At 62.2% G+C, this 23,663-nt stretch carries 18 protein-coding genes; 14 read left to right on the top strand and 4 right to left on the bottom strand.

What is annotated here, in order from left to right; all coding sequences use genetic code 11:
• The 14 genes from ftsW (at position 1) to ligA (ending at position 18,912) form a co-directional block, all read left to right on the top strand.
• Complete coding sequence (gene ftsW / locus LJE98_RS18930; RefSeq protein ID WP_229576823.1) at positions 1–1,155, top strand: putative lipid II flippase FtsW; 1,155 nt, start codon at positions 1–3, stop codon at positions 1,153–1,155.
• 6 nt (positions 1,156–1,161) lie between these two features.
• Positions 1,162–2,283 carry an undecaprenyldiphospho-muramoylpentapeptide beta-N-acetylglucosaminyltransferase gene (gene murG / locus LJE98_RS18925; RefSeq protein ID WP_229576886.1) on the top strand — a complete coding sequence of 374 codons (1,122 nt, stop codon included), beginning with the start codon at positions 1,162–1,164 and terminating at the stop codon, positions 2,281–2,283.
• Entirely contained in the window at positions 2,280–3,692 is a 1,413-nt protein-coding gene (gene murC / locus LJE98_RS18920; RefSeq protein ID WP_229576822.1) for a UDP-N-acetylmuramate--L-alanine ligase, read from the top strand. The genes murG and murC overlap by 4 nt, the downstream gene beginning before the upstream one ends.
• The gene (murB, locus tag LJE98_RS18915) at positions 3,693–4,667 is read left to right on the top strand and encodes a UDP-N-acetylmuramate dehydrogenase (RefSeq protein ID WP_229576821.1); all 975 of its coding nucleotides are present in this window, start codon (positions 3,693–3,695) and stop codon (positions 4,665–4,667) included.
• Positions 4,668–5,269: 602 nt separating this feature from the next.
• Positions 5,270–6,196 (top strand): D-alanine--D-alanine ligase, encoded by a 927-nt coding sequence (locus tag LJE98_RS18910; protein ID WP_229576820.1) that lies wholly within the window; start codon positions 5,270–5,272, stop codon positions 6,194–6,196.
• The gene (locus LJE98_RS18905) at positions 6,184–7,116 is read left to right on the top strand and encodes a cell division protein FtsQ/DivIB (protein ID WP_420710173.1); all 933 of its coding nucleotides are present in this window, start codon (positions 6,184–6,186) and stop codon (positions 7,114–7,116) included. The genes LJE98_RS18910 and LJE98_RS18905 overlap by 13 nt, the downstream gene beginning before the upstream one ends.
• A complete protein-coding gene (gene ftsA / locus LJE98_RS18900; RefSeq protein ID WP_229576819.1) occupies positions 7,113–8,444 on the top strand; it encodes a cell division protein FtsA in 1,332 nt (443 codons plus the stop codon). The genes LJE98_RS18905 and ftsA overlap by 4 nt, the downstream gene beginning before the upstream one ends.
• 95 nt (positions 8,445–8,539) lie before the next feature.
• Entirely contained in the window at positions 8,540–10,285 is a 1,746-nt protein-coding gene (gene ftsZ, locus LJE98_RS18895) for a cell division protein FtsZ (protein WP_229576818.1), read from the top strand.
• 259 nt (positions 10,286–10,544) lie between these two features.
• Positions 10,545–11,501 carry a UDP-3-O-acyl-N-acetylglucosamine deacetylase gene (gene lpxC, locus LJE98_RS18890; protein WP_229576817.1) on the top strand — a complete coding sequence of 319 codons (957 nt, stop codon included), beginning with the start codon at positions 10,545–10,547 and terminating at the stop codon, positions 11,499–11,501.
• A gap of 282 nt (positions 11,502–11,783) precedes the next feature.
• Positions 11,784–12,590, top strand: a complete 807-nt coding sequence (locus LJE98_RS18885) for an outer membrane protein assembly factor BamD (RefSeq protein ID WP_370660351.1) — start codon at positions 11,784–11,786, stop codon at positions 12,588–12,590.
• 33 nt (positions 12,591–12,623) lie between these two features.
• Positions 12,624–14,297: a DNA repair protein RecN gene (gene recN / locus LJE98_RS18880; protein ID WP_229576815.1), complete on the top strand. Its 1,674-nt coding sequence runs from the start codon at positions 12,624–12,626 to the stop codon at positions 14,295–14,297.
• 58 nt (positions 14,298–14,355) lie between these two features.
• Entirely contained in the window at positions 14,356–15,804 is a 1,449-nt protein-coding gene (cls, locus tag LJE98_RS18875) for a cardiolipin synthase (protein WP_229576814.1), read from the top strand.
• A 75-nt stretch (positions 15,805–15,879) separates the two neighbouring features.
• Complete coding sequence (locus tag LJE98_RS18870; RefSeq protein WP_229576884.1) at positions 15,880–16,692, top strand: endonuclease/exonuclease/phosphatase family protein; 813 nt, start codon at positions 15,880–15,882, stop codon at positions 16,690–16,692.
• A 63-nt stretch (positions 16,693–16,755) separates the two neighbouring features.
• Positions 16,756–18,912, top strand: coding sequence for an NAD-dependent DNA ligase LigA (gene ligA / locus LJE98_RS18865; RefSeq protein WP_229576813.1), 2,157 nt, complete (start codon positions 16,756–16,758; stop codon positions 18,910–18,912).
• On the opposite strand, the gene LJE98_RS18860 is transcribed toward ligA, so the two are convergent.
• The 4 genes from LJE98_RS18860 to LJE98_RS18845 form a co-directional block, all read right to left on the bottom strand.
• Positions 18,913–19,731 carry a GGDEF domain-containing protein gene (locus tag LJE98_RS18860; RefSeq protein ID WP_229576812.1) on the bottom strand — a complete coding sequence of 273 codons (819 nt, stop codon included), beginning with the start codon at positions 19,729–19,731 and terminating at the stop codon, positions 18,913–18,915.
• 278 nt (positions 19,732–20,009) lie between these two features.
• Positions 20,010–20,420, bottom strand: a complete 411-nt coding sequence (locus tag LJE98_RS18855; RefSeq protein ID WP_229576811.1) for a TIGR02588 family protein — start codon at positions 20,418–20,420, stop codon at positions 20,010–20,012.
• A gap of 11 nt (positions 20,421–20,431) precedes the next feature.
• Complete coding sequence (locus tag LJE98_RS18850; RefSeq protein WP_229576810.1) at positions 20,432–21,310, bottom strand: TIGR02587 family membrane protein; 879 nt, start codon at positions 21,308–21,310, stop codon at positions 20,432–20,434.
• A gap of 140 nt (positions 21,311–21,450) precedes the next feature.
• Complete coding sequence (locus LJE98_RS18845) at positions 21,451–23,559, bottom strand: DEAD/DEAH box helicase (RefSeq protein ID WP_229576809.1); 2,109 nt, start codon at positions 23,557–23,559, stop codon at positions 21,451–21,453.
• Positions 23,560–23,663 lie beyond the last annotated feature (104 nt).

Below are 23,663 nucleotides of genomic sequence, written 5' to 3'. Positions count from 1 at the left end.
ATGGTAAGCCGCGTGGAGAGAGGGCCGGTCGCTGACTGGTTCTGGACGATCGACCGTCTGTTCCTGATCACCTTCGTTCTCCTGATGGGGATCGGGCTCATGCTCTCCTTCGCAGCGTCACCGGCGGTTGCCGAACGTCTCAATCTCGACAGCTTCCATTTCGTCAAGCGCCACGCCTTCTTCATGTTGCCGGCCCTCGGCGTGATGATCGGACTTTCCTTCCTGTCGCCTCGCCAGGTCAGGCGCATGGCCATGCTGATCCTGGCTGCCTCGCTGATCATGATGGTGCTGGTTCTTTTCATCGGCCTTGAGGTAAAGGGTGGCCGGCGCTGGCTGTCGATCGGGTCAATGTCGATCCAGCCGTCCGAATTCATGAAGCCGGCTTTCGTCGTCATCTGCGCCTGGCTGTTCGCGGAACATGCGCGCCAGCCCGAGATCCCGGGCAATCTCTTTGCCATCCTGCTCTTCGGCATCGCGGCTGCACTGCTGATTGCGCAGCCTGACCTTGGCCAGACCATCCTGATCGGCAGCGTCTGGGGTGCGATGTTCTTCATGGCCGGCATGCCTTGGCTGTGGATCGTCGTGCTCGGGGTTCTCGGCGGAGCGGGATTTTTCGGGGCCTATATGACGCTGCCGCATGTTGCCGGGCGAATAGACCGGTTTCTGACAGGTGAGGGTGATACCTTCCAGGTCGATACGGCACGCGAGGCGATCATTCGCGGCGACTGGTTCGGCCAGGGGCCGGGCGAAGGGATCGTCAAGCGCATCATTCCCGACAGCCATACCGACTTCATCTTCTCGGTCGCAGCGGAAGAGTTCGGCATCGTCTTTTGCATGGTGCTCGTGGCGATTTTCGGCTTCCTGGTGCTCCGGGGCCTGAGCCACGCCTACAAGGAGCGCAATGATTTCAACCGTCTCGCCGTCTCCGGTCTCGTGCTGCTGCTCGGTGTGCAGTCGATGATCAATATCGGCGTCAATCTCGAGCTTCTGCCGGCCAAGGGCATGACGCTGCCGCTGATTTCCTATGGCGGATCGTCGATGACCGCGATCTGCGTTACCGCCGGCTTCATCCTGGCGCTTACCCGCCGACGCCCGGAAAAGCGTGCGCAGGAGCGCAGCCTGTTCCGATCGGTCGCCGGTGTACCCGCGGAGTAAATGCGTATGACCAAAGGTATCGTCCTGCTCGCCGCCGGTGGCACCGGCGGACATCTCTTTCCGGCCGAGGCTCTGGCGCACGAGTTGAAGTCCCGTGGCTACGGCGTGCATCTGGTGACCGACAGGCGCGCCGAACGTTATGCGGGGAGCTTTCCGGCAGACGAAATCCATACCGTGTCCTCGGCCACAATCGCCTCCAGGAACCCGGTCGCCGTTCTGACGGCATTTCTGTCACTCTGGCGCGGATATCGCAAGGCCCGGAGCCTCGTGTCGCGACTGAAGCCGAAGGCTGTCATCGGCTTTGGGGGCTATCCGACCGTGCCGCCCCTGTTTGCGGCAGCCGGTCTCGGGGTCCCCACGGCCGTGCACGAACAGAACGCGGTCATGGGCCGCGCCAACAAGCTTCTCGCCTCTCGCGTCAGAGCGATCGCCGGTGGCTTCCTGTCGCCCGGCGGCGAACATTCGGCAAAGATGGTGCTGACCGGAAATCCGGTGCGGCCAGAGATGATTGCGGCTGCAGCGCATCCCTATGTTCCATCCGTTGATAGCGCGCCGTTCAATCTCGTCGTCTTCGGTGGAAGCCAGGGTGCGCAGTTCTTTTCCGACGCCATCCCCGGTGCTATCCGGTTGCTGTCCGATGACTTGCGTGCGCGTCTCGTGGTGACGCAGCAGGCGCGGCCCGAAGACCGGCAAAAGGTGATCGACAGCTATGCGACGCTCGGCATCCGTGCCGATGTTGCGCCATTCTTCACCGATATGGCTAATCGGTTGGCAGCTGCCCATCTGGTGATCTGCCGCTCTGGAGCATCGACAGTTTCGGAACTTGCGGTGATTGGTCGGCCGAGCCTGCTCGTGCCCTATCCTCATGCGCTCGACCACGATCAGGCGGCAAATGCTGCGGCACTTGCGGCGCAAGGGGGAGCGCAGGTCATTTCGCAGGCGGAGCTTTCCACCGACAGGATTGCAGGCCTTCTCAAGGAGGCGATGGAGGGGCCTGATCGGCTCGCCGCCATGGCGGCTGCTGCGAAAAGCACGGGCAAGCCTGATGCGGCTGGCTTGCTCGCAGAGCTCGTAGAGGCTATTGCCGCCGGCAAGGGTATTGCCCAGTCGAAGGGAGCCACACAATGAAAATGCCGAAATCCATCGGCCTGGTCCATTTCATCGGGATCGGCGGCATCGGAATGAGCGGGATCGCAGAGGTCCTGCACAATCTCGGACACAAGGTCCAAGGCTCCGATCAATCGGAGAGTGCCAATGTCCAGCGGTTGCGGGCCAAGGGTATCGAGGTCTTTGTCGGCCATACGGCGGAAAATCTCGGTGAGTCCGAAGTCGTCGTCGTTTCGACCGCGATCAAGAAGAACAATCCGGAACTGATTGCGGCGCGTGAAAAGCTGTTGCCGATCGTCCGTCGCGCCGAGATGCTTGCCGAACTGATGCGCTTTCGCAATGCGATTGCGGTGGGCGGCACGCATGGCAAGACGACGACCACGTCGATGGTTGCGGCCCTTCTCGATGCCGGCGGGCGCGACCCGACGGTCATCAATGGCGGTATCATCAACGCTTACGGCACGAATGCCCGCATGGGGGAGGGTGAGTGGATGGTGGTCGAGGCGGACGAGTCCGACGGTACCTTCCTGAAGCTGCCGGCCGATGTGGCGATCGTCACCAATATCGATCCGGAACATCTCGACCATTACGGAACTTTCGACAATGCGCGTGCGGCGTTCCGCCAGTTTGTCGAAAACGTGCCGTTCTACGGCTTCGGTGTGATGTGCCTCGACCATCCGGAAGTGCAGGCGCTCGTCAGCCGCATTGAGGATCGCAAGGTGATCACCTATGGGGAAAATCCGCAGGCCGACGTGCGATACTCCAATGTGCGCCTGGATGGCATACGCTCGATCTTCGACGTCGAGATCCGACGTCGCCGCACCGGGCGGGTGTTCACCTTCAAGGACCTGGTGCTGCCAATGCCGGGGCGGCACAACATTTCCAATGCCTGTGCTGCAATCACGGTTGCGAACCGCCTCGATATTCCGGAAGAGGCGATCCGCAAGGGGCTTGCCGGTTTTGGTGGCGTCAAGCGTCGCTTCACGCTGACGGGCGCTTCGAACGGCGTGCAGGTCTTCGACGACTATGGCCACCATCCTGTTGAAATCAAGGCTGTGCTGAGAGCCGCACGGGAAGCGTGCCAGGGACGCATCATCGCCGTTCACCAGCCGCACCGCTTCAGCCGGCTTGCGAGCCTGTTCGATGACTTTGCCAATTGCTTCAACGATGCCGATACGATCTTCCTGTCCCCGGTCTATGCTGCGGGCGAAGAGCCGATCGAGGGGATCGATTCGGAGGCGCTGGTATCGCGGATCAAGTCCGGTGGTCATCGCGATGCGCGCTACTTGGCGGCGCCCGAGCAATTGTCCTCGCTCGTCGCGGGCATTGCACAACCGGGTGATTTTGTGGTCCTGTTGGGGGCGGGCAACATCACCCAGTGGGCGGCTGCCCTGCCGACGGAACTAGATGCGATTTCGGGAAAGTCTTAAATGAAACAGGTGGATGGGGAAAAGCTTCTGGCGTCACTCGGCCCTGAAGTCAACGATCTCAAGGGGCGGCTGACGACGGACGCGCCGATGGATCGGGTCACATGGTTCCAGGCCGGCGGCCTGGCCGAACTCATGTTCCAGCCGCATGATGTCGAGGATCTGACGGCCTTCCTCAAGCTTCTGCCGGAAGAGGTGCCGCTGACGGTGGTCGGCGTCGGTTCAAACCTGCTCGTGCGTGACGGAGGGATCCCCGGTGTGGTGATCCGCCTGTCCGCCAAGGGCTTCGGCCAGGTGGAGCTTGCGGGCGAAAACCGTATCCGGGCGGGTGCGATCTGCCCGGACAAGCACATTGCTGCGATGGCGATGGACAACAATATCGGCGGCTTCCATTTCTACTATGGCATTCCCGGCTCGATCGGCGGCGCAATCCGCATGAATGCCGGCGCGAATGGCGGCGACACGGCGGGTCGGCTGATCGATGTCGAAGCTGTCGACCGCAAGGGCAATATCCATGTCCTGTCAAATGCAGACATGGGCTACACCTATCGCCATTCGGCAGCGTCAGAGGGGCTCATCTTCACCAGCGCGCTTTTCGAGGGCTATCCGGAGGAGAAGGCGAAGATCCGCGCCGATATGGACGCGGTTCGCCATCACCGGGAGACCGTGCAACCGGTCAAGGAAAAGACCGGCGGCTCGACCTTCAAGAATCCGGAGGGGCATTCAGCCTGGGAGCTGATCGACGAGGCGGGTTGCCGTGGTCTGATGATCGGCGGGGCGCAGATGTCGTCGCTGCACTGCAACTTCATGATCAATGTCGGTCATGCCACGGGCTACGATCTCGAATATCTTGGCGAGACCGTGCGCCAGCGGGTCTTCGAAACCTCCGGTGTCAAGCTCGAATGGGAAATCAAGCGTCTCGGTATCTTCATGCCGGGCCGCGAGGTCAAGGCGTTCATGGGCGTCGTTGCCGTATAGACCCCTCCTATGACCCGACGAGTTTGAACCTTGCTGATCTTGGCTCCCCGCGCTTGCGGGGAGTTTCGGGTTCAATCCGGCCCGCCTGCGGATGATCCCGACAGCTAGCGCCTGGCGGAACTTACGTGTGTAACGCGCGGTCGTGATCAGATCAGCCTTCGCGGCGGCCATGACAGCCATCTCCGCCCATCTGCCCACCATCCTCTGACATCTGATCCTCGTGGTGCTCGGGCTTCTGCCTTGCGCGTTCAGTCGGGTGTGGATCGCGCTCTTCAGCTCGCAAAATCGAGCGGGCGGAATCGAATCGTGCATGCGAAATAGCCCGTCGAAGCGCTGCTCGATACCTCCTGTCCGGCGCATGGACACGCAGAGGTGCGTGCCTCAGGTCGGGCGGTGCGGACGTCTCGTTCCTGAGTTTACTTTCGTAAATCCAATTGTTTATAAACAAGTTCTAAAGTCGTGTGGGAGCTTCGGCCGCGCCGGTTCCGTCGTGCTGGTTAACGAAAGTAAACGGTTCATTAACCTTAATGTAGTTGAACTGATCATACAGAGCCGATGCGGTGACGCGATGATCGGCCGGTTCAGGGATTTGCGAGGCGTAAATGAGTGGCGAGCATGTCGCGGTTTTGATGGGTGGATTGTCCTCCGAGCGGCCCGTGAGCTTGTCGTCGGGTAATGCCTGCGCTGATGCCCTCGAAGGCGAGGGGTTCCGGGTCACACGCGTCGATGTCGGTCGCGACATCGGTCGTGTCCTTGGAGATCTGAAGCCGGATGTCGCCTTCAATGCGCTGCATGGTCCCTTCGGTGAGGATGGTACGATCCAGGGCGTGCTTGAATATCTCGAAATCCCCTATACCCATTCCGGTGTGCTGGCATCGGCGCTCGCCATGGACAAGAAGCAGGCGAAGATCGTTGCCGCGCAGGCTGGTATTCCGGTTGCTGAAGCGCTCGTGATGAACCGCCTGGATATCGGCAATGAGCATCCGATGAAGCCGCCCTACGTGGTGAAGCCGGTCCGCGAGGGCTCCAGCTTCGGTGTTGTCATCGTGCGCGAAGACATGGCTCATCCGCCGCAGATCCTGACCTCCAGCGAGTGGCGCTACGGCGACATCGTCATGGTCGAGCGCTATGTGGCGGGTCGCGAACTCACCTGCGGCGTCATGGATGGCAAGGTGCTCGGCGTGACCGAAATCGTGCCGCTCGGGCACAGCTTCTACGATTACGACTCCAAGTATGCGGCGGGCGGTTCGCAACACGTACTTCCTGCGCAAATTTCACCGATAATTTACCAAAAAATACAATCATTGGCGCTGAAGGCACATCAGGCGCTCGGGTGTCGCGGAGTGAGTCGGTCCGACTTCCGCTACGACGACCGCTTCGCTGAGGATGGTGATCTGATCTGGCTGGAACTCAACAACCAGCCCGGCATGACCCCCACCTCGTTGCTGCCGGAAATGGCTGCCCATGCGGGCTATGGCTTTGGTGAATTCGTACGTTGGATGGTGGAGGACGCCTCTTGTTCTCGTTGAGCGGCAAAAAACTGGCTGATGCATCCCGGGTCTGTCCGGCTGCTCCGCGTGCCTCGACGGAGGCCAAGGTGCTTCCGCGCCCGCTTCGTCGTCTCGTTCGTTTCGTGATCAGTCTGTTTTCCGGTCGGATTGCGCTGCCTCGTCATCTCGGCAAGGTGAGCCTTGGTGCATTTTACGGTGTTGTCTGCCTGCATGGCGTCGTCGTTGGTGGCCATGGTCCAGTCGTCATGCAATCCGTCACGGCTTCCGCCGGTTTCGCCGTCGAGGATATCAGTGTCTCCGGCAATCAGCACACGTCGGAAATCGACATCCTTCAGCTTCTCGGTCTCGATGGATCGACCAGCCTGCTCGGTCTCGACATTGCGAGCGCCCGCAAGGCGCTGGCCGATCTGCCCTGGGTTGAATCGGCCGATGTGCGGAAGGTTTATCCGTCGACGGTCGAGGTTGTTCTGCGTGAACGTCAGGCTTTTGGCATCTGGCAACATGGCACGGACCTCTCCCTGATCGAGCGCTCGGGTTCGGTGATCGCGCCGCTGCGCGACAACAAGTTTGCCTCGCTTCCGCTTTTCGTCGGTCGTGACGCCGAAACGGCTGCTGCTGCCATCGACGAGGAATTCTCCAAGTGGCCGGCGATCGCATCGCGCGTAAAGGCTTTCGTTCGTGTCGGCGGTCGTCGGTGGGATGTCCATCTCGACAATGGCGTCATCGTGCGTTTGCCGGAGGTGAATGTCGCCGGTGCGCTCGCGCTGCTGACCCGTTTCGACGAGGAGCAGCAGGTTCTTTCGCGCGATATTGCCGTCGTCGATCTGCGCTTGCCTGATCGTGTTGCCGTGCGCCTGACGCCCGGGGCGCAGGAGCGCCGCACGGCCGCTCTTGAAGAGCGTAGCAAGGCCCTCAAGAAACTGGAGCAGAAGATATGAGCATCTTTGGCGGCTCCTCCTTCGGTCTCCCGCGCACGAAGCCTCTCTCCTCGAAGCGTGCACATGTCGTTTCGGTGCTCGACATCGGCTCGACCAAGGTTGTCTGCATCATCGCCCGGCTCACGCCGCGCCGCGAATCCGCAGTCCTTCCGGGGCGCACCCACAATGTCGAGGTCATCGGCCTCGGGCACCAGCGCTCGCATGGCATCAAGTCCGGCGTGATCGCCGATCTCGATGCGGTTGAAAACGTCGTGCGCCTCGCCGTCGATGCGGCCGAGCGCATGGCAGGCCTCACGGTTGAGAGCCTGATTGTCAACGTATCTGCTGGCCGTATCGGTTCGGACGTCTATACGGCCTCCATCGATCTCGGTGGTCAGGAAGTGGAAGCGGGCGACCTGCGCAAGGTGCTCATTGCTGCCGGTCAGCAGTCCCAGGGCAACGATCGTGCGGTCCTGCATTCGCTCCCGACCGGCTTTTCACTTGACGGAGAGCGGGGAATCCGTGATCCCCTTGGAATGTATGGCGATGTTCTCGGCGTCGACATGCACGTGGTCACGGCCGAACGCGCAGCGCTCCGCAATCTGGAGCTCTGCATCAACAGGGCCCATCTGACCGTCGAGGGCGTGGTTGCCACGCCTTATGCCAGCGGCCTTGCGGCCCTGGTCGACGACGAGGTGGAGCTGGGTTGCGCGGCGATCGACATGGGGGGTGGCATGACCACCATCTCTGTCTTCGCCGAAGGCAAGTTGATCCATACGGACGCCATCGGGATCGGCGGTCACCATGTGACGACCGATCTGGCGCGCGGGCTTTCCACCCGTATCGAGGATGCAGAACGTCTGAAGGTCGTTCACGGTTCGGCTGTCGCCAACGGCGCCGACGATCGCGAAGTCGTGTCCGTCCCGCCCATCGGCGAGGATGATCGCGACCAGCCGACCCAGGTGTCGAAGGCGCTTCTGACCCGGATCATCAGTGCGCGCATCGAGGAGACCCTCGAAATGCTGCGCGACCGGATCCAGAGGTCCGGCTTCTCGCCTGTCGTCGGAAAGCGCGTGGTTCTGACGGGTGGTGCGTGCCAGCTGACAGGGATGCCGGAGGCGGCCCGCCGTATTCTGGCCCGGAACGTGCGTATCGGTCGTCCGATGGGCGTGTCGGGTCTGCCGGCCGCGGCCAAGGGACCGGCCTTCTCGACGGCCGTCGGCCTGACGATCTATCCGCAGATGGCGGATCAGGAAACACATGCCGGACAGGGCGGGCTCTTCTCGCCCTTCGGCAACGGAAACAGCCGGTTCGCCCGCATGGGTCAGTGGCTGAAAGAGAGTTTTTGAGTTCACCCTCCGACCACAAGGTTCGGCCAAGGGAAATCTGTTGAAATGACATGGCCGGCTTGGCGATGCGGCCGGAAAAAGAAGGAACGGGTACCATGACCATCAAGCTGCAGAAGCCAGATATCACTGAGCTGAAGCCCCGCATCACCGTTTTCGGTGTCGGTGGCGGCGGCGGCAATGCCGTCAATAACATGATCACCGCTGGTCTGCAGGGCGTCGATTTCGTCGTTGCCAATACGGATGCCCAGGCGCTGACCATGACCAAGGCCGAGCGTATCATCCAGCTCGGCGTGAATGTCACCGAGGGTCTCGGCGCCGGCTCGCAGCCGGAAGTCGGTCGCGCGGCCGCTGAGGAGTGCATCGACGAGATCATCGACCATCTCAACGGTACCCACATGTGCTTCGTCACCGCCGGCATGGGTGGCGGTACCGGTACCGGTGCAGCTCCGGTCGTCGCCCAGGCCGCCCGCAACAAGGGCATCCTGACCGTCGGCGTCGTCACGAAGCCGTTCCACTTCGAAGGCGCTCGCCGCATGCGGCTTGCCGAATCCGGCATCGAGGAATTGCAGAAGTCGGTCGACACCCTGATCGTCATTCCGAACCAGAACCTCTTCCGCATCGCCAACGACCGCACCACCTTTGCCGATGCCTTCGCGATGGCCGACCAGGTGCTCTATTCCGGCGTTGCCTGCATCACGGACCTCATGGTCAAGGAAGGCCTGATCAACCTCGACTTCGCGGACGTTCGCTCCGTGATGCGCGAGATGGGGCGCGCCATGATGGGTACCGGCGAAGCATCGGGCGAAGGCCGCGCCATGCAGGCTGCCGAAGCTGCAATCGCCAACCCGTTGCTCGACGAAACCTCGATGAAGGGTGCCCAGGGCCTCCTGATCTCGATCACCGGCGGTCGTGACCTGACCCTGTTCGAAGTCGATGAAGCAGCGACCCGTATCCGCGAAGAAGTCGATCCGGATGCGAACATCATCCTCGGCGCGACCTTCGACGAAGCACTCGAAGGCATCATCCGTGTCTCGGTCGTCGCTACCGGCATCGACCGTGCGGCACTTGCATCCAAGGGCTTCGAAGCCACGCCGCTGGCAAAGCCTGCTATGCGTTCCTCCGCGGCCGTTGCTCCGGCACCGGCCGCATTTCAGCCTGCAATGGCGCAGGCCCCCAAGTCGACCATGGATCCGGTCGCAGACACCATCCGTTCCGCTGAAGCAGCCATGGAACGCGAACTCGAAATCGCAGCTGCCCGTCAGCCGCTGAACCAGCCGCAGGCTGCTCCGTCGCAGGACTTCCGCCCGGCAAGCCGCCTGTTCGCTTCGCCGGCTCCGGAAGCCGCTCCGGCCCCGCAGATGATCCAGCCGGCCGCTCCGGCCCCGGTCATGAGCCAGCCAGCTCCGGTGATGCCGCAGCCTGCGCCGGTCATGCAGGCGCCTGCCGCGCCGGCTCCTGTTGCGGCCGAGTCCCGCATGGCGCCCGAACCGGTCCGCATGCCCAAGGTCGAGGACTTCCCGCCCGTGCTGCGCGCCGAAATCGATCACCGCGCCCAGCCGGCGGCTCCCGCCGGCCAGGACGAACGCGGCCCGATGGGTCTGCTGAAGCGCATCACCAACTCGCTTGGCCGTCAGGCCGACGAGGAGCCTGTGATGGGTGACATGACCGGTTCGGCCCCTGTTGCTCCTTCGCAGCAGCGCCGCCCGCTCTCGGCCGAAGCCAGCCTTTACGCACCGCGTCGTGGCCAGCTCGATGACCAGGGCCGCGCAACGCCCGCCCGGGCAGCCAGCGAAGATGACCAGCTGGAGATCCCGGCCTTCCTGCGCCGCCAGACGAGCTGAGTTCGGACAACGACTCATGAACGAAACCCGGGCCGCCACGGCCCGGGTTTCTTGCGTTTTGCCATCCGTTTCGGCGTGTGAAATTATTGATTTTAATCAATGGCCTGGCTTCGTTACAAAGCGAAAGAATGAGTGATTTGGCTGGAAGGGCGGGGCCACGTATGTATGTGATCGGAACAGGGCTTCGAGCCCCTTCGACACAAGTTTACGACGAGAATTCAGATCCACCGCCTCGTCGCTTCATATTAAGGCTATCGGAATGGCAATTGCTTTGCTCGGATTTCAAACCACGATCGCAGCACCGCTTTCGCTGACGGGGATCGGGGTCCATTCGGGACGAGACGTGACGATCACCTTCCAGCCGGCCGAGGCCGGGACCGGTATCGTGTTTCAGCGCCAGCATGACGACGGCTCGACCAGCGAATACCGCGCAGTCTCAGCCCATGTCGGCAATACCGATCTCTGCACAGTGCTCGGCACCAATCCGGCACGTTCTGTTGCGACCATCGAACATGTGATGGCCGCACTCTACGCGCTTGGCCTCGACAACGTCATCGTTGAAGTCGACGGTGCGGAGATGCCGATCATGGACGGCAGTTCGGAAGTCTTTATCGATGCGATCGAGCAGGTCGGCATCACCAATCTGGGCGTGAAGCGCCGCTACATTCGCGTCACCAAGCCGGTGCGCATCGAGTCGGGTGCGTCCTGGTCGGAATTTCGCCCCTATGACGGCACTCGCTTCGAGGTCGAGATCGATTTCGACAGCAAGCTGATCGGCCGACAGAAGTGGGAAGGCGACCTGACGGCCGAGACCTTCAAGACCCAATTGTCGCGGGCGCGTACATTCGGTTTCATGCGCGATGTCGAACGCCTCTGGGCTGCCGGTTTCGCGCTCGGCTCCTCGCTGGAAAACTCCGTGGTCATCTCGGACGACGACACTGTCATCAATGTCGAGGGGTTGCGTTACGAGAAGGACGAGTTCGTCCGTCACAAGACGCTGGATGCCGTTGGCGACCTGGCTCTGGCCGGCGCCCAGTTCATCGGTTGCTACCGCTCCTATCGTGGCGGTCACAAGATGAATGCCAATGCGCTGAAGGCGCTGCTCAGCGATCCCTCGGCCTATGAAGTCGTGGAGGCCCCGAGCCGTAGCTATCAGGTCCGCGCACGTGAATTCGTTCCGGTCCAGGTGCCGGAATTTGCCCCCTGGTCGGCCTGACCTCGGAACGGGCAATTGAAAGATTGCGCGCCGGCTTCCACGCGGAGGCCGGCGTTTTTGCTGGGCGGTGGAAGATACTGAACGAACGGCACTTTCTGGGCGCCCTGCCACAAAAATGCGTTAAAGTCACATCACTGCGTTGCCCTAGTGCCGCTTTTGTGGCTAGAAACGCCAGTTGAAGGCGACGGTTTTCAAGCGGCGCTGCAATCGGGATCATTTCGAATGAATCATGTGGGATCGGTCGTTGTGAAGAAAGCCGCGCGTATTGCAGGCCTGTGCGTGATGATGTCGGTCGGGGCCGTGCTGGCCGGCTGCCAGAGCGACCCGGATATCGACATCAGCAAGCTCGCTGCCGAGACCGAACCGCCGGAAGTGCTCTACAATCAGGGCCTCGCCAATATCAAGGCGGGCAATATGAGCGAAGCATCGCGCAAGTTCGACGCCGTCGATGCGCAGCATCCGTTCTCAGAGTGGTCGCAGAAGTCGCTGGTCATGAGCACCTTCACCAAATACCGGCTCGGCCGCTATGCGGATGCGATCGCCACCGGCAACCGCTACATGAACCTCTATCCGAAGTCCGAGGATGCTGCTTACGCGCAGTATCTCGTCGGTCTTTCCTACTGGAAGCAGATCTCCAGCGTCACGCAGGACCAGCGCAATTCGGTGAAGACCATCGAGGCCATGCAGCGGGTCGTCAACGAATTCCCCGACTCGGAATATGTCGATGATGCGCAGGCGAAGATGCGTTTCGCCCGCGACCAGCTGGCCGGCAAGGAAATGCAGGTCGGGCGCTACTATCTGGAGCGCAAGGAATATCTTGCTGCGATTTCGCGATTCCGCGTCGTGGTTGAGCAGTATCCGAACACGAATCAGATCGAGGAAGCTCTGGCGCGTCTGGTCGAGTCCTACTACGCCATGGGCGTCGTGTCGGAAGCGCAGGCGGCGGCAGCCGTTCTCGGACACAATTATCCGGACAGTCAGTGGTATTCCGACAGCTATGCGCTGCTGCAGAAGGGTGGCCTCGAGCCGCGCGAGAATTCCGGGTCGTGGATCACCCGCGCCGGTCGCAGGCTGCTGACCGGGGCCTGACCGTTCACCGTCACGAAGTGAGAAACTGAGCCCATGCTGGTCCAGCTGTCGATCCGCGATATCGTTCTGATCGAGCGGCTGGACCTTGCCTTCGAAACCGGTCTTTCCGTGCTGACCGGCGAAACGGGTGCCGGTAAATCCATCCTTCTCGACAGCCTCTCGCTCGCGCTCGGCGGGCGTGGCGACGGCTCGCTCGTGCGCCATGGAGAGGACAAGGGGCAGGTGACTGCCGTCTTCGACGTGGATAACAGCCACCCTGCACGCACCTTGCTCAAGGGCAACGGGGTCGACGATGACGGAGATCTGATCTTCCGGCGCATTCAGTCCGCTGATGGCCGTACGCGCGCCTATATCAACGACCAGCCTGTCAGCGTGCAGCTCATGCGGCAGATCGGTCAGGTACTGGTCGAGATCCACGGTCAGCACGACGACCGCGCCCTGATCGACACCAATGCACATCGCATGCTGCTCGACGCTTTTGCGGGGCTGACCGACGAGGCCGTCGATCTTGGCGAGAGCTACCGCCGTTGGCGCGATGCCGAGCGCAGCTTCAAGACTCACAAGGCGAAGGTAGAAGCCGCCGCGCGCGAGGCAGACTATCTGCGCGCCTCGGTCGAGGAGCTTGAGACGCTGTCGCCGCTCGATGGCGAAGAGGACGACCTCGCCGATCGGCGCTCTGCCATGCAGAAGTCGGAGCGCATCGCGGGCGACATCGCCGAAGCATCGGAATTCCTGAACGGCAATGCGTCCCCCGTGCCGCATATCGCCTCGCTGATGCGTCGGCTCGAGCGCAAGAGCCACGAGGCTCCGGGACTGCTCGAAGAGACAGTGCAACTGCTCGGCGCCGCTCTGGACACGCTTTCTGCCGCCCAGATGGAAGTGGAAGCGGCGCTGCGCCGTACCGAGTTCGATCCCCGCGAACTTGAACGGGTCGAGGAGCGTCTCTTCGCGCTCAGGGCCGCTGGTCGCAAATATTCCGTAGCTGTTGTCGATCTGCCGGCAATGGCTGAAAAAATGGTGGCGGATCTGGCGGATCTCGATGCCGGCGAGGAGCGTCTTGGCCAGCTGGAGGCCGCCGTGCACGAGACCAGGGCGCATTACGACCATCTGGCGCACCAGTTGTCCGCCAAGCGCCGGAACGCGGCCCAGTCGCTGGCTGATGCCGTCATGCAGGAACTTCCGGCGCTGAAGCTGGAGCGGGCAAGCTTCATGGTCGAGGTGGCTACTGATCCCGAGAATGCGACAGCGGACGGCATCGATACCGTGGAATTCCATGTGCAGACCAATCCCGGCACGCGCCCCGGTCCGATCATGAAGGTTGCCTCCGGGGGCGAGCTTTCGCGCTTCCTGCTGGCGCTCAAGGTCGCGCTCGCGGACCGCGGGTCGGCGCCGACACTGGTCTTCGACGAGATCGACACCGGTGTGGGTGGTGCTGTGGCCGATGCCATCGGCCAGCGATTGAAGCGACTTTCCGCCAAGGTGCAGGTACTTTCGGTCACCCATGCACCGCAGGTCGCCGCACGCGCCTCGACGCATTTCCTGATTTCCAAGGGCCCGACCGGGGATGCAGGCGACAAAATTGCAACGCGGGTGGCAATCATGGAGCCGGACCATCGCAAGGAAGAGATCGCGCGCATGCTCGCGGGTGCCTCGGTGACCGACGAAGCGCGGGCGGCGGCGGCCAAACTGCTCGCGGCTGGCGAGTGATACTCGTCTGCCCAGTGTCGGTTGCGATTTCCACCAAAACCTGTTTCGCTGGTCTGCCATGCTTGAACTGATCCAGATCTACTGGGCCGAGACCCTTGCCGTGCTATCCGTGGTCTTCGGCACGCTCGCCGCGACGCATGCGGCGATGACCAAGCGTGAGGTTCGCTCTGCCCTCGGATGGGTCGGGGTGATCATTCTCTCGCCGCTTGTGGGGGCAATGATCTATGCGATTGCGGGAATCAACCGTATCCGTCGTGCGAACCTGATCTCTCGCCGTGCCCTGGAACTCGACCATATCTCGCGCAGCCTTTCGCTTTATGGCGTCAGCCGTGAAACGGTGGCTGCGCAGTTCGGCACCCGGTTCGGACAGATGAAGCTGCTCGGGGACAAGGTGACCCTTCGTCCGCTTTCGTCCGGCAACCACATTGCGATGCTCACCACCGGTGAAGAGACGTTTGACGGCATGTGCCAAGCGATCGAGGCCGCTGAACAGAGCATCATCCTCGAAACCTATATCTTCGATCGAGATGTCGCCGGTCGGCGCGTGGCCGACTGCCTGATCGCCGCGCACAAGCGCGGCGTGGCGGTGCGCGTGCTCGTCGATGCCGTCGGTGCCCGTTACAGCGTACCCAGCATCATCGGCTATCTGGAGCAGGGCGGCGTTCCCGTGGCGGTCTTCAACGGTCAGGTGATCATGGGGCTCCGGCTCCCTTACGCCAATCTGCGCACCCACCGGAAAATCATGGTGGTGGATGGTGCAACGGCCTTCGTCGGTGGCATGAACATTCGCGCCGGCTTTGCCGGGCCTGATGGTGCGCGTGATACGCATTTCAGGGTGACCGGTCCCGTCGTCGCCGACATCCTCGCGGTTGCGGCGGAAGACTGGCATTTCGAGACGGGCGAGGTCCTGCTGGGGCCGGAGTGGCGAGTGCGCCTCGACGATGCGGTATCCGGGACGGGGACCGCGATCCGGGCCGTGGTGTCGGGGCCGGACGCCCATTTCGAGACGAATCACCGGCTTCTGCTCGGCGCCTTCTCCGTCGCCGAGCGGTCGATCCGGATCGTCTCGCCGTATTTCCTGCCTGATACCACCTTCATCGCGGCGCTGAATACGGCGGCGCGGCGTGGGGTGAAGGTTGATGTGATCGTGCCTTCGCAGAACAATCTTGCCATCGTCGCCCGTGCAATGATGGGACAGTTCGACCAGATCCTGCAGGAAGGCTGCAGCGTTCATCTGTCGAGCGGCACCTTCGATCATTCGAAGCTGATGGTCGTCGACCGGCAATGGTGTTTCGTCGGATCGTCCAACCTCGATTCGCGTTCGCTCAGGCTCAATTTCGAGATCGATCTCGAAGTCTATGACCGGCGCCTGGCCGAGCAGATCGAAGACGGGATCGACGAGAGACTGGCGACGGCGGAGCAGGTGACCCTCGAAAGCCTGAGGGCTCGTTCCTTGCCGAACCGATTGATTGACCGTTTCTTCTGGCTTGGTTCGCCCTATCTTTGACAAACGAACCACCATTCGTGGCCGTCAGGGCCGGAACGGTCGGCGCCTCAAGAGACGACGGATGCATCTGGTGTGATGAAGAAGATTAAGCCCAGCCTCGCACGCACGATGGTGACCTCGCTGCGCAATCGCAAATCGCGGCCCGGCGAGGGTGCCGTATACGGGGTCACCGAGGGAGGGATGACGGTCGCCTCCTACAACGTGCACAAATGCGTTGGAACAGACGGGCGCTTCGATCCTGAGCGGATCATCGACGTCATTCGCGAAATTGGCCCCGACGTGATCGCACTCCAGGAGGCGGATCAGCGTTTCGGCGAGCGTTCCGGTCTGCTCGACCTCAACCGGCTCAGGCTCGAGACCGGCTTGCTGCCGGTTCCCGTCATCTCCGGTCCGAAGTCGCATGGCTGGCGCGGCAATGTACTCCTGTTTCGCGAGGGCATTGTGCGCGACGTGCACCAGGTCGCCCTGCCGGGGCTGGAGCCGCGCGGCGCGCTGGTCGCGGAGATCGATCTCGAAAGCAGGTCAGGGCTCCGCGTCATCGCCGCGCATCTGGGCCTCCTGCGCTGGGCCCGGCGCCAGCAGGCCGACGTCATTCTCGACCTCCTGCAGAGCCGTGACGAGCGGCCGACGCTTTTGATGGGCGACTTCAACGAGTGGCGGCTGGGGCCGGGCTCGGCTCTGACCCGGCTCGAGCCCATCTTCGGACCGCTACCGACACCGATCCCAAGCTTCCCGGCAGGGCTTCCGGTCCTGTCGCTCGACCGGATCATGGCGAACAGGGCCGGGTTGATCGCCGATCTCACGGTGCATGACACGCCGCTTGCCCGCGTTGCCTCAGACCACCTGCCGCTGACCGCGCGTCTTGATCTCGCCAAGGTGGAGGACTGAGGACCGGGCCTTTTCATTCGCCGATTTTCCGCTAAACCCGACGGGAGAATTCCGGAGGTTGCCATGGCCGTTCACACCATTCCCGTCGAAACCCTGAACGAGGAGCAGGCGAAGGCCGAGCTGCAGCAGCTCGCAGCCGAAATCGCCCATCACGACGCGCTCTACCATGGCAAGGACCAGCCAGAGATCTCGGATGCTGATTATGATGCGCTCAAGGCGCGCAATGATGCAATCGAGGCGCAGTTTCCGCAGTTGGTGCGGACCGACAGTCCATCGCAACGTGTCGGCGCTGCACCTGCCGGGATCTTTGCCCAGGTCGTGCATGCCCGGCCGATGCTGTCGCTCGACAACTCGTTTTCCGACGAGGACGTGCAGGATTTCGTGTCTTCCGTCTATCGCTTCCTCGGCCAGATGCCCGACAAATCCATCGCGTTTACCGCTGAGCCAAAGATCGACGGCCTCTCCATGTCGCTGCGCTACGAGAAGCGCAGGCTGGTGACGGCTGCCACGCGTGGTGACGGGACGACCGGCGAAAACGTCACGGCCAATATCCGCACGATCCGCGAAATCCCGGAGGAACTGCCGGCCGATGCGCCCGATGTCGTCGAAGTGCGCGGCGAGGTCTATATGGCGAAATCCGATTTCATGGCGCTCAATGCGCAGATGGAGGCCGAGGGCAAGCAGACCTATGTCAACCCGCGCAACACCGCGTCGGGTTCGCTGCGCCAGCTCGATCCAAAAGTGACGGCGAGCCGCAATTTGCGCTTCTTCGCCTATGCCTGGGGTGAGATGAGCGACATGCCCGAAGACACGCAGTGGGGCATGGTGCAGGTGTTCGAGCGTTGGGGCTTCCCCGTCAATCCACTGACGCGCCGGCTGAACTCCGTCGAGGAGATCATCGGGCACTACAGCGATATCGGGCTCAAGCGCGCCGATCTGGATTACGATATCGATGGCGTGGTCTACAAGGTCGACCGGCTGGATCTGCAGGCGCGCCTGGGCTTCCGCTCGCGTTCGCCGCGCTGGGCAACGGCCCACAAGTTCCCGGCCGAGCAGGCCTTCACCACTGTCGAGGCCATCGACATTCAGGTTGGGCGCACCGGCGCGTTGACACCCGTCGCCCGTCTCACGCCTGTGACGGTCGGCGGCGTGGTCGTGACCAATGCCACCCTGCACAATGCCGACTATATCGAGGGCATCGGCAATTCCGGTCAGCGTATCCGCGAAGAGGAGCATGATATCCGGATCGGCGACACGGTTATCGTCCAGCGCGCCGGCGATGTCATTCCGCAGGTCCTCGATGTCGTGCTGGAGAAGCGGCCAGAGGATGCTGCAAAATATGTCTTCCCGACGAAATGCCCGGTCTGCGGCAGCCATGCGGTGCGGGAGAAGAACGAGAAAACCGGCAAGCTGGATTCCGTCACCCGCTGCACGGGCGGCTTCGTCTGCCGCGCCCAGGCGGTCGAGCACATCAAGCATTTCGTCTCGCGCAATGCCTTCGACATCGAGGGGCTCGGTACCAAGCAGGTCGATTTCTTCTTCGAGAGCGAGGATCCGGCGCTGCTGATCCGCACAGCGCCGGATATTTTCACGCTCAAGGCGCGGCAGGATCAATCGCTCACCAAGCTGGAGAACATTGAGGGCTTCGGCCGCGTAAGTGTTCGAAAACTGTTCGAGGCAATCGACGCACGGCGCGAGATTGCGCTCAATCGCTTCATCTTCGCACTGGGGATCCGCCATGTCGGTGAGACCACGGCGAAGCTGCTGGCGCGTTCCTATGGCAGCTACGAGGTCTTTTCGCAGGCGATGCAGGCCGCCGCTCCCAAGTTTGGTGAGGCTTGGAACGAACTCAACAATATCGAAGGGATCGGCGAGGTCGTCGCAGCCTCGATCGTCGAGTTCTTCAAGGAACCGCGGAACCTGGAGGTCGTGCAGCGTCTGCTCGACGAGGTTCGACCACTCGATGCGGAAGTGGCCGTCACCAGCGGCAGCCCTGTTGTCGGAAAGACCGTCGTCTTCACCGGATCGCTTGAGCGGTTCACGCGTGACGAGGCAAAGGCGCGTGCCGAATCGCTTGGCGCCAAGGTGGCCGGTTCGGTGTCCAAGAAGACCGACTACGTGGTCGCAGGCCCCGGGGCCGGGTCGAAGCTCGACAAGGCGCGGGAACTGGGTGTCCAGGTGATGACCGAAGACGAGTGGCTGGACCTGATCGCCGGGTGATCACGCGACGCTGAAGGCGGCGTCGCTCAGGTCGATGGCCGGACTGTCGAGATGCGCGGTGCGCGGCAGGTCGCGTTCGAGCACGATGCGGTTGCGGCCGGCGGATTTGGCGATGTAGAGCGCCCGGTCAGCGGCGGCGTAGACCGCAGAAAAGTCCCGGATCGGCGTGATGTCGGCCAGCCCGCCGGAGATGGTAACTGCGATTGTATGTTGCACGGCGTCGATCTTGTGGTTGGCGACGGTCCGGCGAAGCTTTTCTGCGAGCGACACGACCTCGGCGAAATCGGTGTCGCGGAAAAGGATGGCAAATTCCTCGCCTCCGATGCGTGCGACGAGATGCGGCGGTCCGGCAATCTCCTTCAACGTCCCGGCGATGGAAACGATCACGTCGTCACCCGCCAGATGTCCGTACCGATCATTGATCTGCTTGAATCGGTCTATGTCGATGACCAGCAAGTGCCCCCGTTCCACCTGGGAAAGGTCCTCAATGAAGGCGCGGCGGTTGAGCAGGCCCGAAAGCATGTCTGTGCGGCTCATCTGGCGAAATTCGAGCCGCGTGCGGGCAAGATGAATCACGGCATAGCCCATGTAAAGGGAGCAGAGCATCGTCAGGGTGAAGGACACGATGAAGGCGATACCGCAGCCAATCGCGAGATCTCGGAGCAGCGGATTGAGAAGAACACCCAGAGCGTGCAGGACGACCAGGATCAGCGCGACCATCACACAGGCAAGGATGGTGGTGCGGATCGACAACCGCGTCGCGAAACGCATCACGGGATCCCAATTGTCGAACTCGGTCAGTCCAATGTCACGTATCACCCAGGCTTCTATCTGTTTTTTCAACATTACCACCGCCTATTCAATATAACTTGAAACCACGGATGCCCGTGAACCGCCACATTGACTTCGGTGGCGTACTCATTCTGAAATATCGGTGACCCGGTAAGACTGGGTGGCCACCTTCGGTCAAGGTGAACAGAGCTGTCCCGACAGTAAAGCCGTCTCCAGCACTTATACCAAATTTAATCCATCACCAATTAAATTAAGATGAATTTGAAACTCTGGATTGCATGTTCTGTCGTTCCGATACGGAACGATCACGGCTCTGTGAAGCCGGCAGGCAATATGGTCAGGCGGTAGCGAGAAGGGTCGTTGGCGAAGAGCAAGCCGCCTTTGCTGGTGGAGCCGGCGGCCACATAATCGAAGGTCACGCTCGTCTCTTCGACCGGTGTTGCGCCATCCATGAGGGTGCCTTTGACCTCGACTGCGGCCGCCGTCGCGTCCGATGCGTTACGCACCTGGATCATGACGCGCCAGCCTGCGGGGAGGGGCTTGATGTCGAGCACATGCGCCGACAGTACCGGCGGATTGTCGTCGGTCGTCCAGGCTTCCCAAAAGATCCATCCGGTCATTGCAAGAACGATCACGGTGGCCAAGAGACCGGTCAGCCATTCGATCCAGTGGGGACTGATCTGCTCCGCATTCTTGCTTACACTGGAACGGGTCACGGAATTGCTCCTCACAGGATTAGACGGGCAGCAGCGGCGCCGATGGCTGCCGGGAAGGAGAGGACAACCACTGCCAGGATCGCCTGGGCCGAGCCGAGGTCATCCAGCCGGCCGAACGTCCAAAGGGCATAGAGGCTGACGACAAGTGCGACGACGTAGCCGGGCAGGGTGAAACGGACAAAGGCGTGCCATCCGGGTGTGTCCTCCTGCAGGCTGTGGCCACCGCGAAAGGCGAGTGCGTAGACAAAACCGTGCATGAGAAAGATCGACAGGGACAGAAGTCCCAGCGCATGCCAGGCCGTCATCTTGTGGGCGAGCAGGATCATCTCCTCCGTCGGGGCGAGATTGAGGGAGAGGAAGAGCGCGCCGACCGCCATCATGAAGAGCTCCGTGGCGTAGCTCGTTTCCACCGCATCACCGGTCTTGTCTTCCTCTTCGTCGTCCTCGTCTCGCATGCTCAGCTGGCTGCGGCCGAGCAGGGCGCCGATGCTGGCGGGCACTGCCTGGAGTGCCACCATTCCCACCCATTCGCGCGGCGCCATGTCCAGTGTGATGACGCCGAACAGCACGAGGATCAACGCACTGGCCGCCACCCCCATCCCATACGCGACGATGGCGTCGCGGGTGGATTCGCGCCAGGTGGCGGTGTGTTCGAAGCCGATTCGATGGGAGAGCCCGATCAGGAGCGGAAAATTGAGGGCGAGCAGCAGAAACAGGCGCTCGCGCTCCATGTAGAAGCCGAGAAACCACATCTCCATGGTCATCAGCATGGGGATGGAAAAGAGCAGGGCGCCTGCGACACCGCGCGCGATGCCGATCAAGAAGCGGTTTACGCGGTCCGGCTCGTGCCGGTCCGTATTGTCGCGTTGCTGTCCATCCACTGCCGCCATTGTTCCACCGTCGCTTGCCGCGCAGGGAATGCGCGAGTGACGATGGTTGTTCCACCATGCGGAAATGAAGACGCCAGCCCGAAGGCTGGCGTCAGTCGTTCATCGATTTTCAAGCCGAAGTGCATTGTGGCTGGTGAAGCTCAAACCTTCGGCTTGTAGGGCTTCTTCTTTGCGCCGGCGGCGGCGCCCCGGTCTTCGAACTTGCCTTTTGGCTTGCCAGCAAAGGCAGGCTTGCCACCATAGGCCGGTTTGTCACCCTTTGGCTTGCCAGCCCAATCAGGCTTTGCGGACTTGTCCCAGGCGTTGGAGGCGCCCTTCGGCTTCTTGAAGGCGGGCTTGGCCGGGGCGTCGCCCCAGACTTCGGCATCGGCAGCAGCCATGGCGTCACGGGGCGGACGAGGGGCTGCATCGTCCTTGCGGGGATAGGGCTTCTTGTCCCCGAACGGCTTCTTCTCGCCAAAGGGAGCCTTGTCGCCAGAGGGCTTGCGGTCACTGAAGGACTTCCGGTCGTCCGACTTGCGGTCGCCATAGGCCTTCTTCTCTCCGTAAGGCTTGCGGTTGCCCTCCTCGCGCGGCGGACGCGGCGCCCGTTCCTTCGGCGGTGCGCCAAAGTCCGGCATTCCAGGAAGCTGCGAGAGTGTGATACCGCGTTCGAGTGCCTTATTGGGGCCAAGGGCACCGAGGAACGTATCGAGGGCGCTCGCGGCGATCTCGACGAAGGTTTCCTCCGGCTGCATCTTGATCGCGCCGATCTCGTTCTTGGTGATGTTGCCATTGCGGCAGAGCATCGGGATCAGCCAGCGGGGCTCGGCATTCTGGCGGCGGCCGACAGAGACGGAGAACCAGACGCTCGCACCGAAATCGCCGCGCGGCTTTGTCGCCGAATTCGCCGGGTTGGCGTAGTCAGGTTCCTTGCGGGCCTTGCCAGCTTCGAGGCTGACGGGGATCAAGTCTTCCGGTGCCGAGCGATGGCCGCGCTGCAGGCGCAGGAAAGCGGCCGCGATCTGTTCGGCGCCATGGGTCGCAATCAGTGCCTCGATCATCGGTACTTCGTCTTCGCCGATGACCTGGGTCAACGACGGATCTGCCATCAGGCGTTCATCGTCGCGGGCCTGGACTTCGTCGGCGGACGGCGGCAGGGCCCAGGTCGGGCGAACATTGGCACCGCCGAGCAGGCGTTCGGCCTTCCGGCGCGCGCTGTTCGGCACGATGAGCGCAGACACACCCTTGTTGCCGGCGCGGCCGGTGCGGCCCGAGCGGTGCAGCAAGGTCTCGGAATTGGTCGGCAGATCGGCATGGATGACGAGTTCGAGGCCGGGAAGATCGATGCCGCGGGCAGCGACATCGGTCGCGACGCAGACGCGCGCACGGCCGTCGCGCATGGCCTGCAGCGCATGGGTGCGTTCGTTCTGCGAGAGCTCGCCCGACAGCGCGACGACGGAGAAACCACGATTGTGAAGGCGCGCGGTCAGATGGTTCACGGCGGCGCGGGTCGAGCAGAAGACGATGGCGTTCTTCGCCTCGTAGTAGCGCAACACGTTGATGATGGCGTTCTCGCGGTCGGGATTGGCGACTGCCAGCGCACGGTATTCGATGTCGATATGCTGCTTCTGCTCCGAGACCGTCTCGATGCGGCGGGCATCGCGCTGGTAGCTCTTGGCGAGATCGGCGATCGAGCGCGGCACGGTGGCCGAGAACATCAGCGTGCGGCGCTCATCGGGCGATTGCTCCAAGATGAATTCGAGATCCTCGCGGAAGCCGAGATCGAGCATTTCATCGGCCTCGTCGAGCACGACGACGCGCATCTGCGACAGGTCGAGCGCGCGGCGCGTGATATGGTCGCGCAGGCGGCCGGGAGTGCCGACGATGATGTGGGCGCCGCGTTCAAGGGCGCGGCGCTCGTTGCGGATGTCCATGCCACCGACACAGGAGCCGATAATCGCGCCGGTCTCGGCATAGAGCCATTCGAGTTCGCGCATGACCTGCATGGCGAGTTCGCGGGTCGGTGCAATGGCGAGTGCCAGCGGTGCGCCGGCGCGATCGAAGCGACCACCTTCCGGCAACAGTGTCGGCGCCATGGCAAGGCCGAAGGCGACAGTCTTGCCGGATCCGGTCTGGGCCGAGACGAGCGCATCGCGACCTTGAAGGTCGGGGTCGATCATTGCCTGCTGCACGGGGGTAAGTGTCTCGTACCCGCGCTTGCGCAAGGCCTCAGCGATCGCCGGGACGATGGCGTCATAATCAGTCATGAATTGGTCTTTCGAATGTGATGGATGGTGCGGGCCAAAGCACCGCGCCCGCCGATTGCGGGTATGTTTGCGCCGTTCCTACTCGCAAGGACCCGGAAAGTCGA

The sequence above is a fragment of the Rhizobium sp. 'Codium 1' genome (assembly GCF_020889605.1).
Taxonomy (GTDB): domain Bacteria; phylum Pseudomonadota; class Alphaproteobacteria; order Rhizobiales; family Rhizobiaceae; genus Allorhizobium; species Allorhizobium algae.
Note: the sequence above shows the minus strand (reverse complement) of the source record. Positions and strands in the feature narration are given on the sequence as shown.

Excerpts from the sequence above, each read along its gene's own strand:
- lpxC (WP_229576817.1), top strand. The coding sequence starts at position 10,545 with ATGGCAATTGCTTTGCTCGGATTTCAAACCACGATCGCAGCACCGCTT.
- LJE98_RS18850 (WP_229576810.1), bottom strand. The coding sequence starts at position 21,310 with ATGGCGGCAGTGGATGGACAGCAACGCGACAATACGGACCGGCACGAG.
- murG (WP_229576886.1), top strand. The coding sequence starts at position 1,162 with ATGACCAAAGGTATCGTCCTGCTCGCCGCCGGTGGCACCGGCGGACAT.
- ftsA (WP_229576819.1), top strand. The coding sequence starts at position 7,113 with ATGAGCATCTTTGGCGGCTCCTCCTTCGGTCTCCCGCGCACGAAGCCT.
- ftsZ (WP_229576818.1), top strand. The coding sequence starts at position 8,540 with ATGACCATCAAGCTGCAGAAGCCAGATATCACTGAGCTGAAGCCCCGC.
- murC (WP_229576822.1), top strand. The coding sequence starts at position 2,280 with ATGAAAATGCCGAAATCCATCGGCCTGGTCCATTTCATCGGGATCGGC.
- recN (WP_229576815.1), top strand. The coding sequence starts at position 12,624 with ATGCTGGTCCAGCTGTCGATCCGCGATATCGTTCTGATCGAGCGGCTG.
- murB (WP_229576821.1), top strand. The coding sequence starts at position 3,693 with ATGAAACAGGTGGATGGGGAAAAGCTTCTGGCGTCACTCGGCCCTGAA.
- LJE98_RS18870 (WP_229576884.1), top strand. The coding sequence starts at position 15,880 with ATGAAGAAGATTAAGCCCAGCCTCGCACGCACGATGGTGACCTCGCTG.
- ftsW (WP_229576823.1), top strand. The coding sequence starts at position 1 with ATGGTAAGCCGCGTGGAGAGAGGGCCGGTCGCTGACTGGTTCTGGACG.
- LJE98_RS18910 (WP_229576820.1), top strand. The coding sequence starts at position 5,270 with ATGAGTGGCGAGCATGTCGCGGTTTTGATGGGTGGATTGTCCTCCGAG.
- cls (WP_229576814.1), top strand. The coding sequence starts at position 14,356 with ATGCTTGAACTGATCCAGATCTACTGGGCCGAGACCCTTGCCGTGCTA.
- ligA (WP_229576813.1), top strand. The coding sequence starts at position 16,756 with ATGGCCGTTCACACCATTCCCGTCGAAACCCTGAACGAGGAGCAGGCG.
- LJE98_RS18845 (WP_229576809.1), bottom strand. The coding sequence starts at position 23,559 with ATGACTGATTATGACGCCATCGTCCCGGCGATCGCTGAGGCCTTGCGC.
- LJE98_RS18885 (WP_370660351.1), top strand. The coding sequence starts at position 11,784 with ATGATGTCGGTCGGGGCCGTGCTGGCCGGCTGCCAGAGCGACCCGGAT.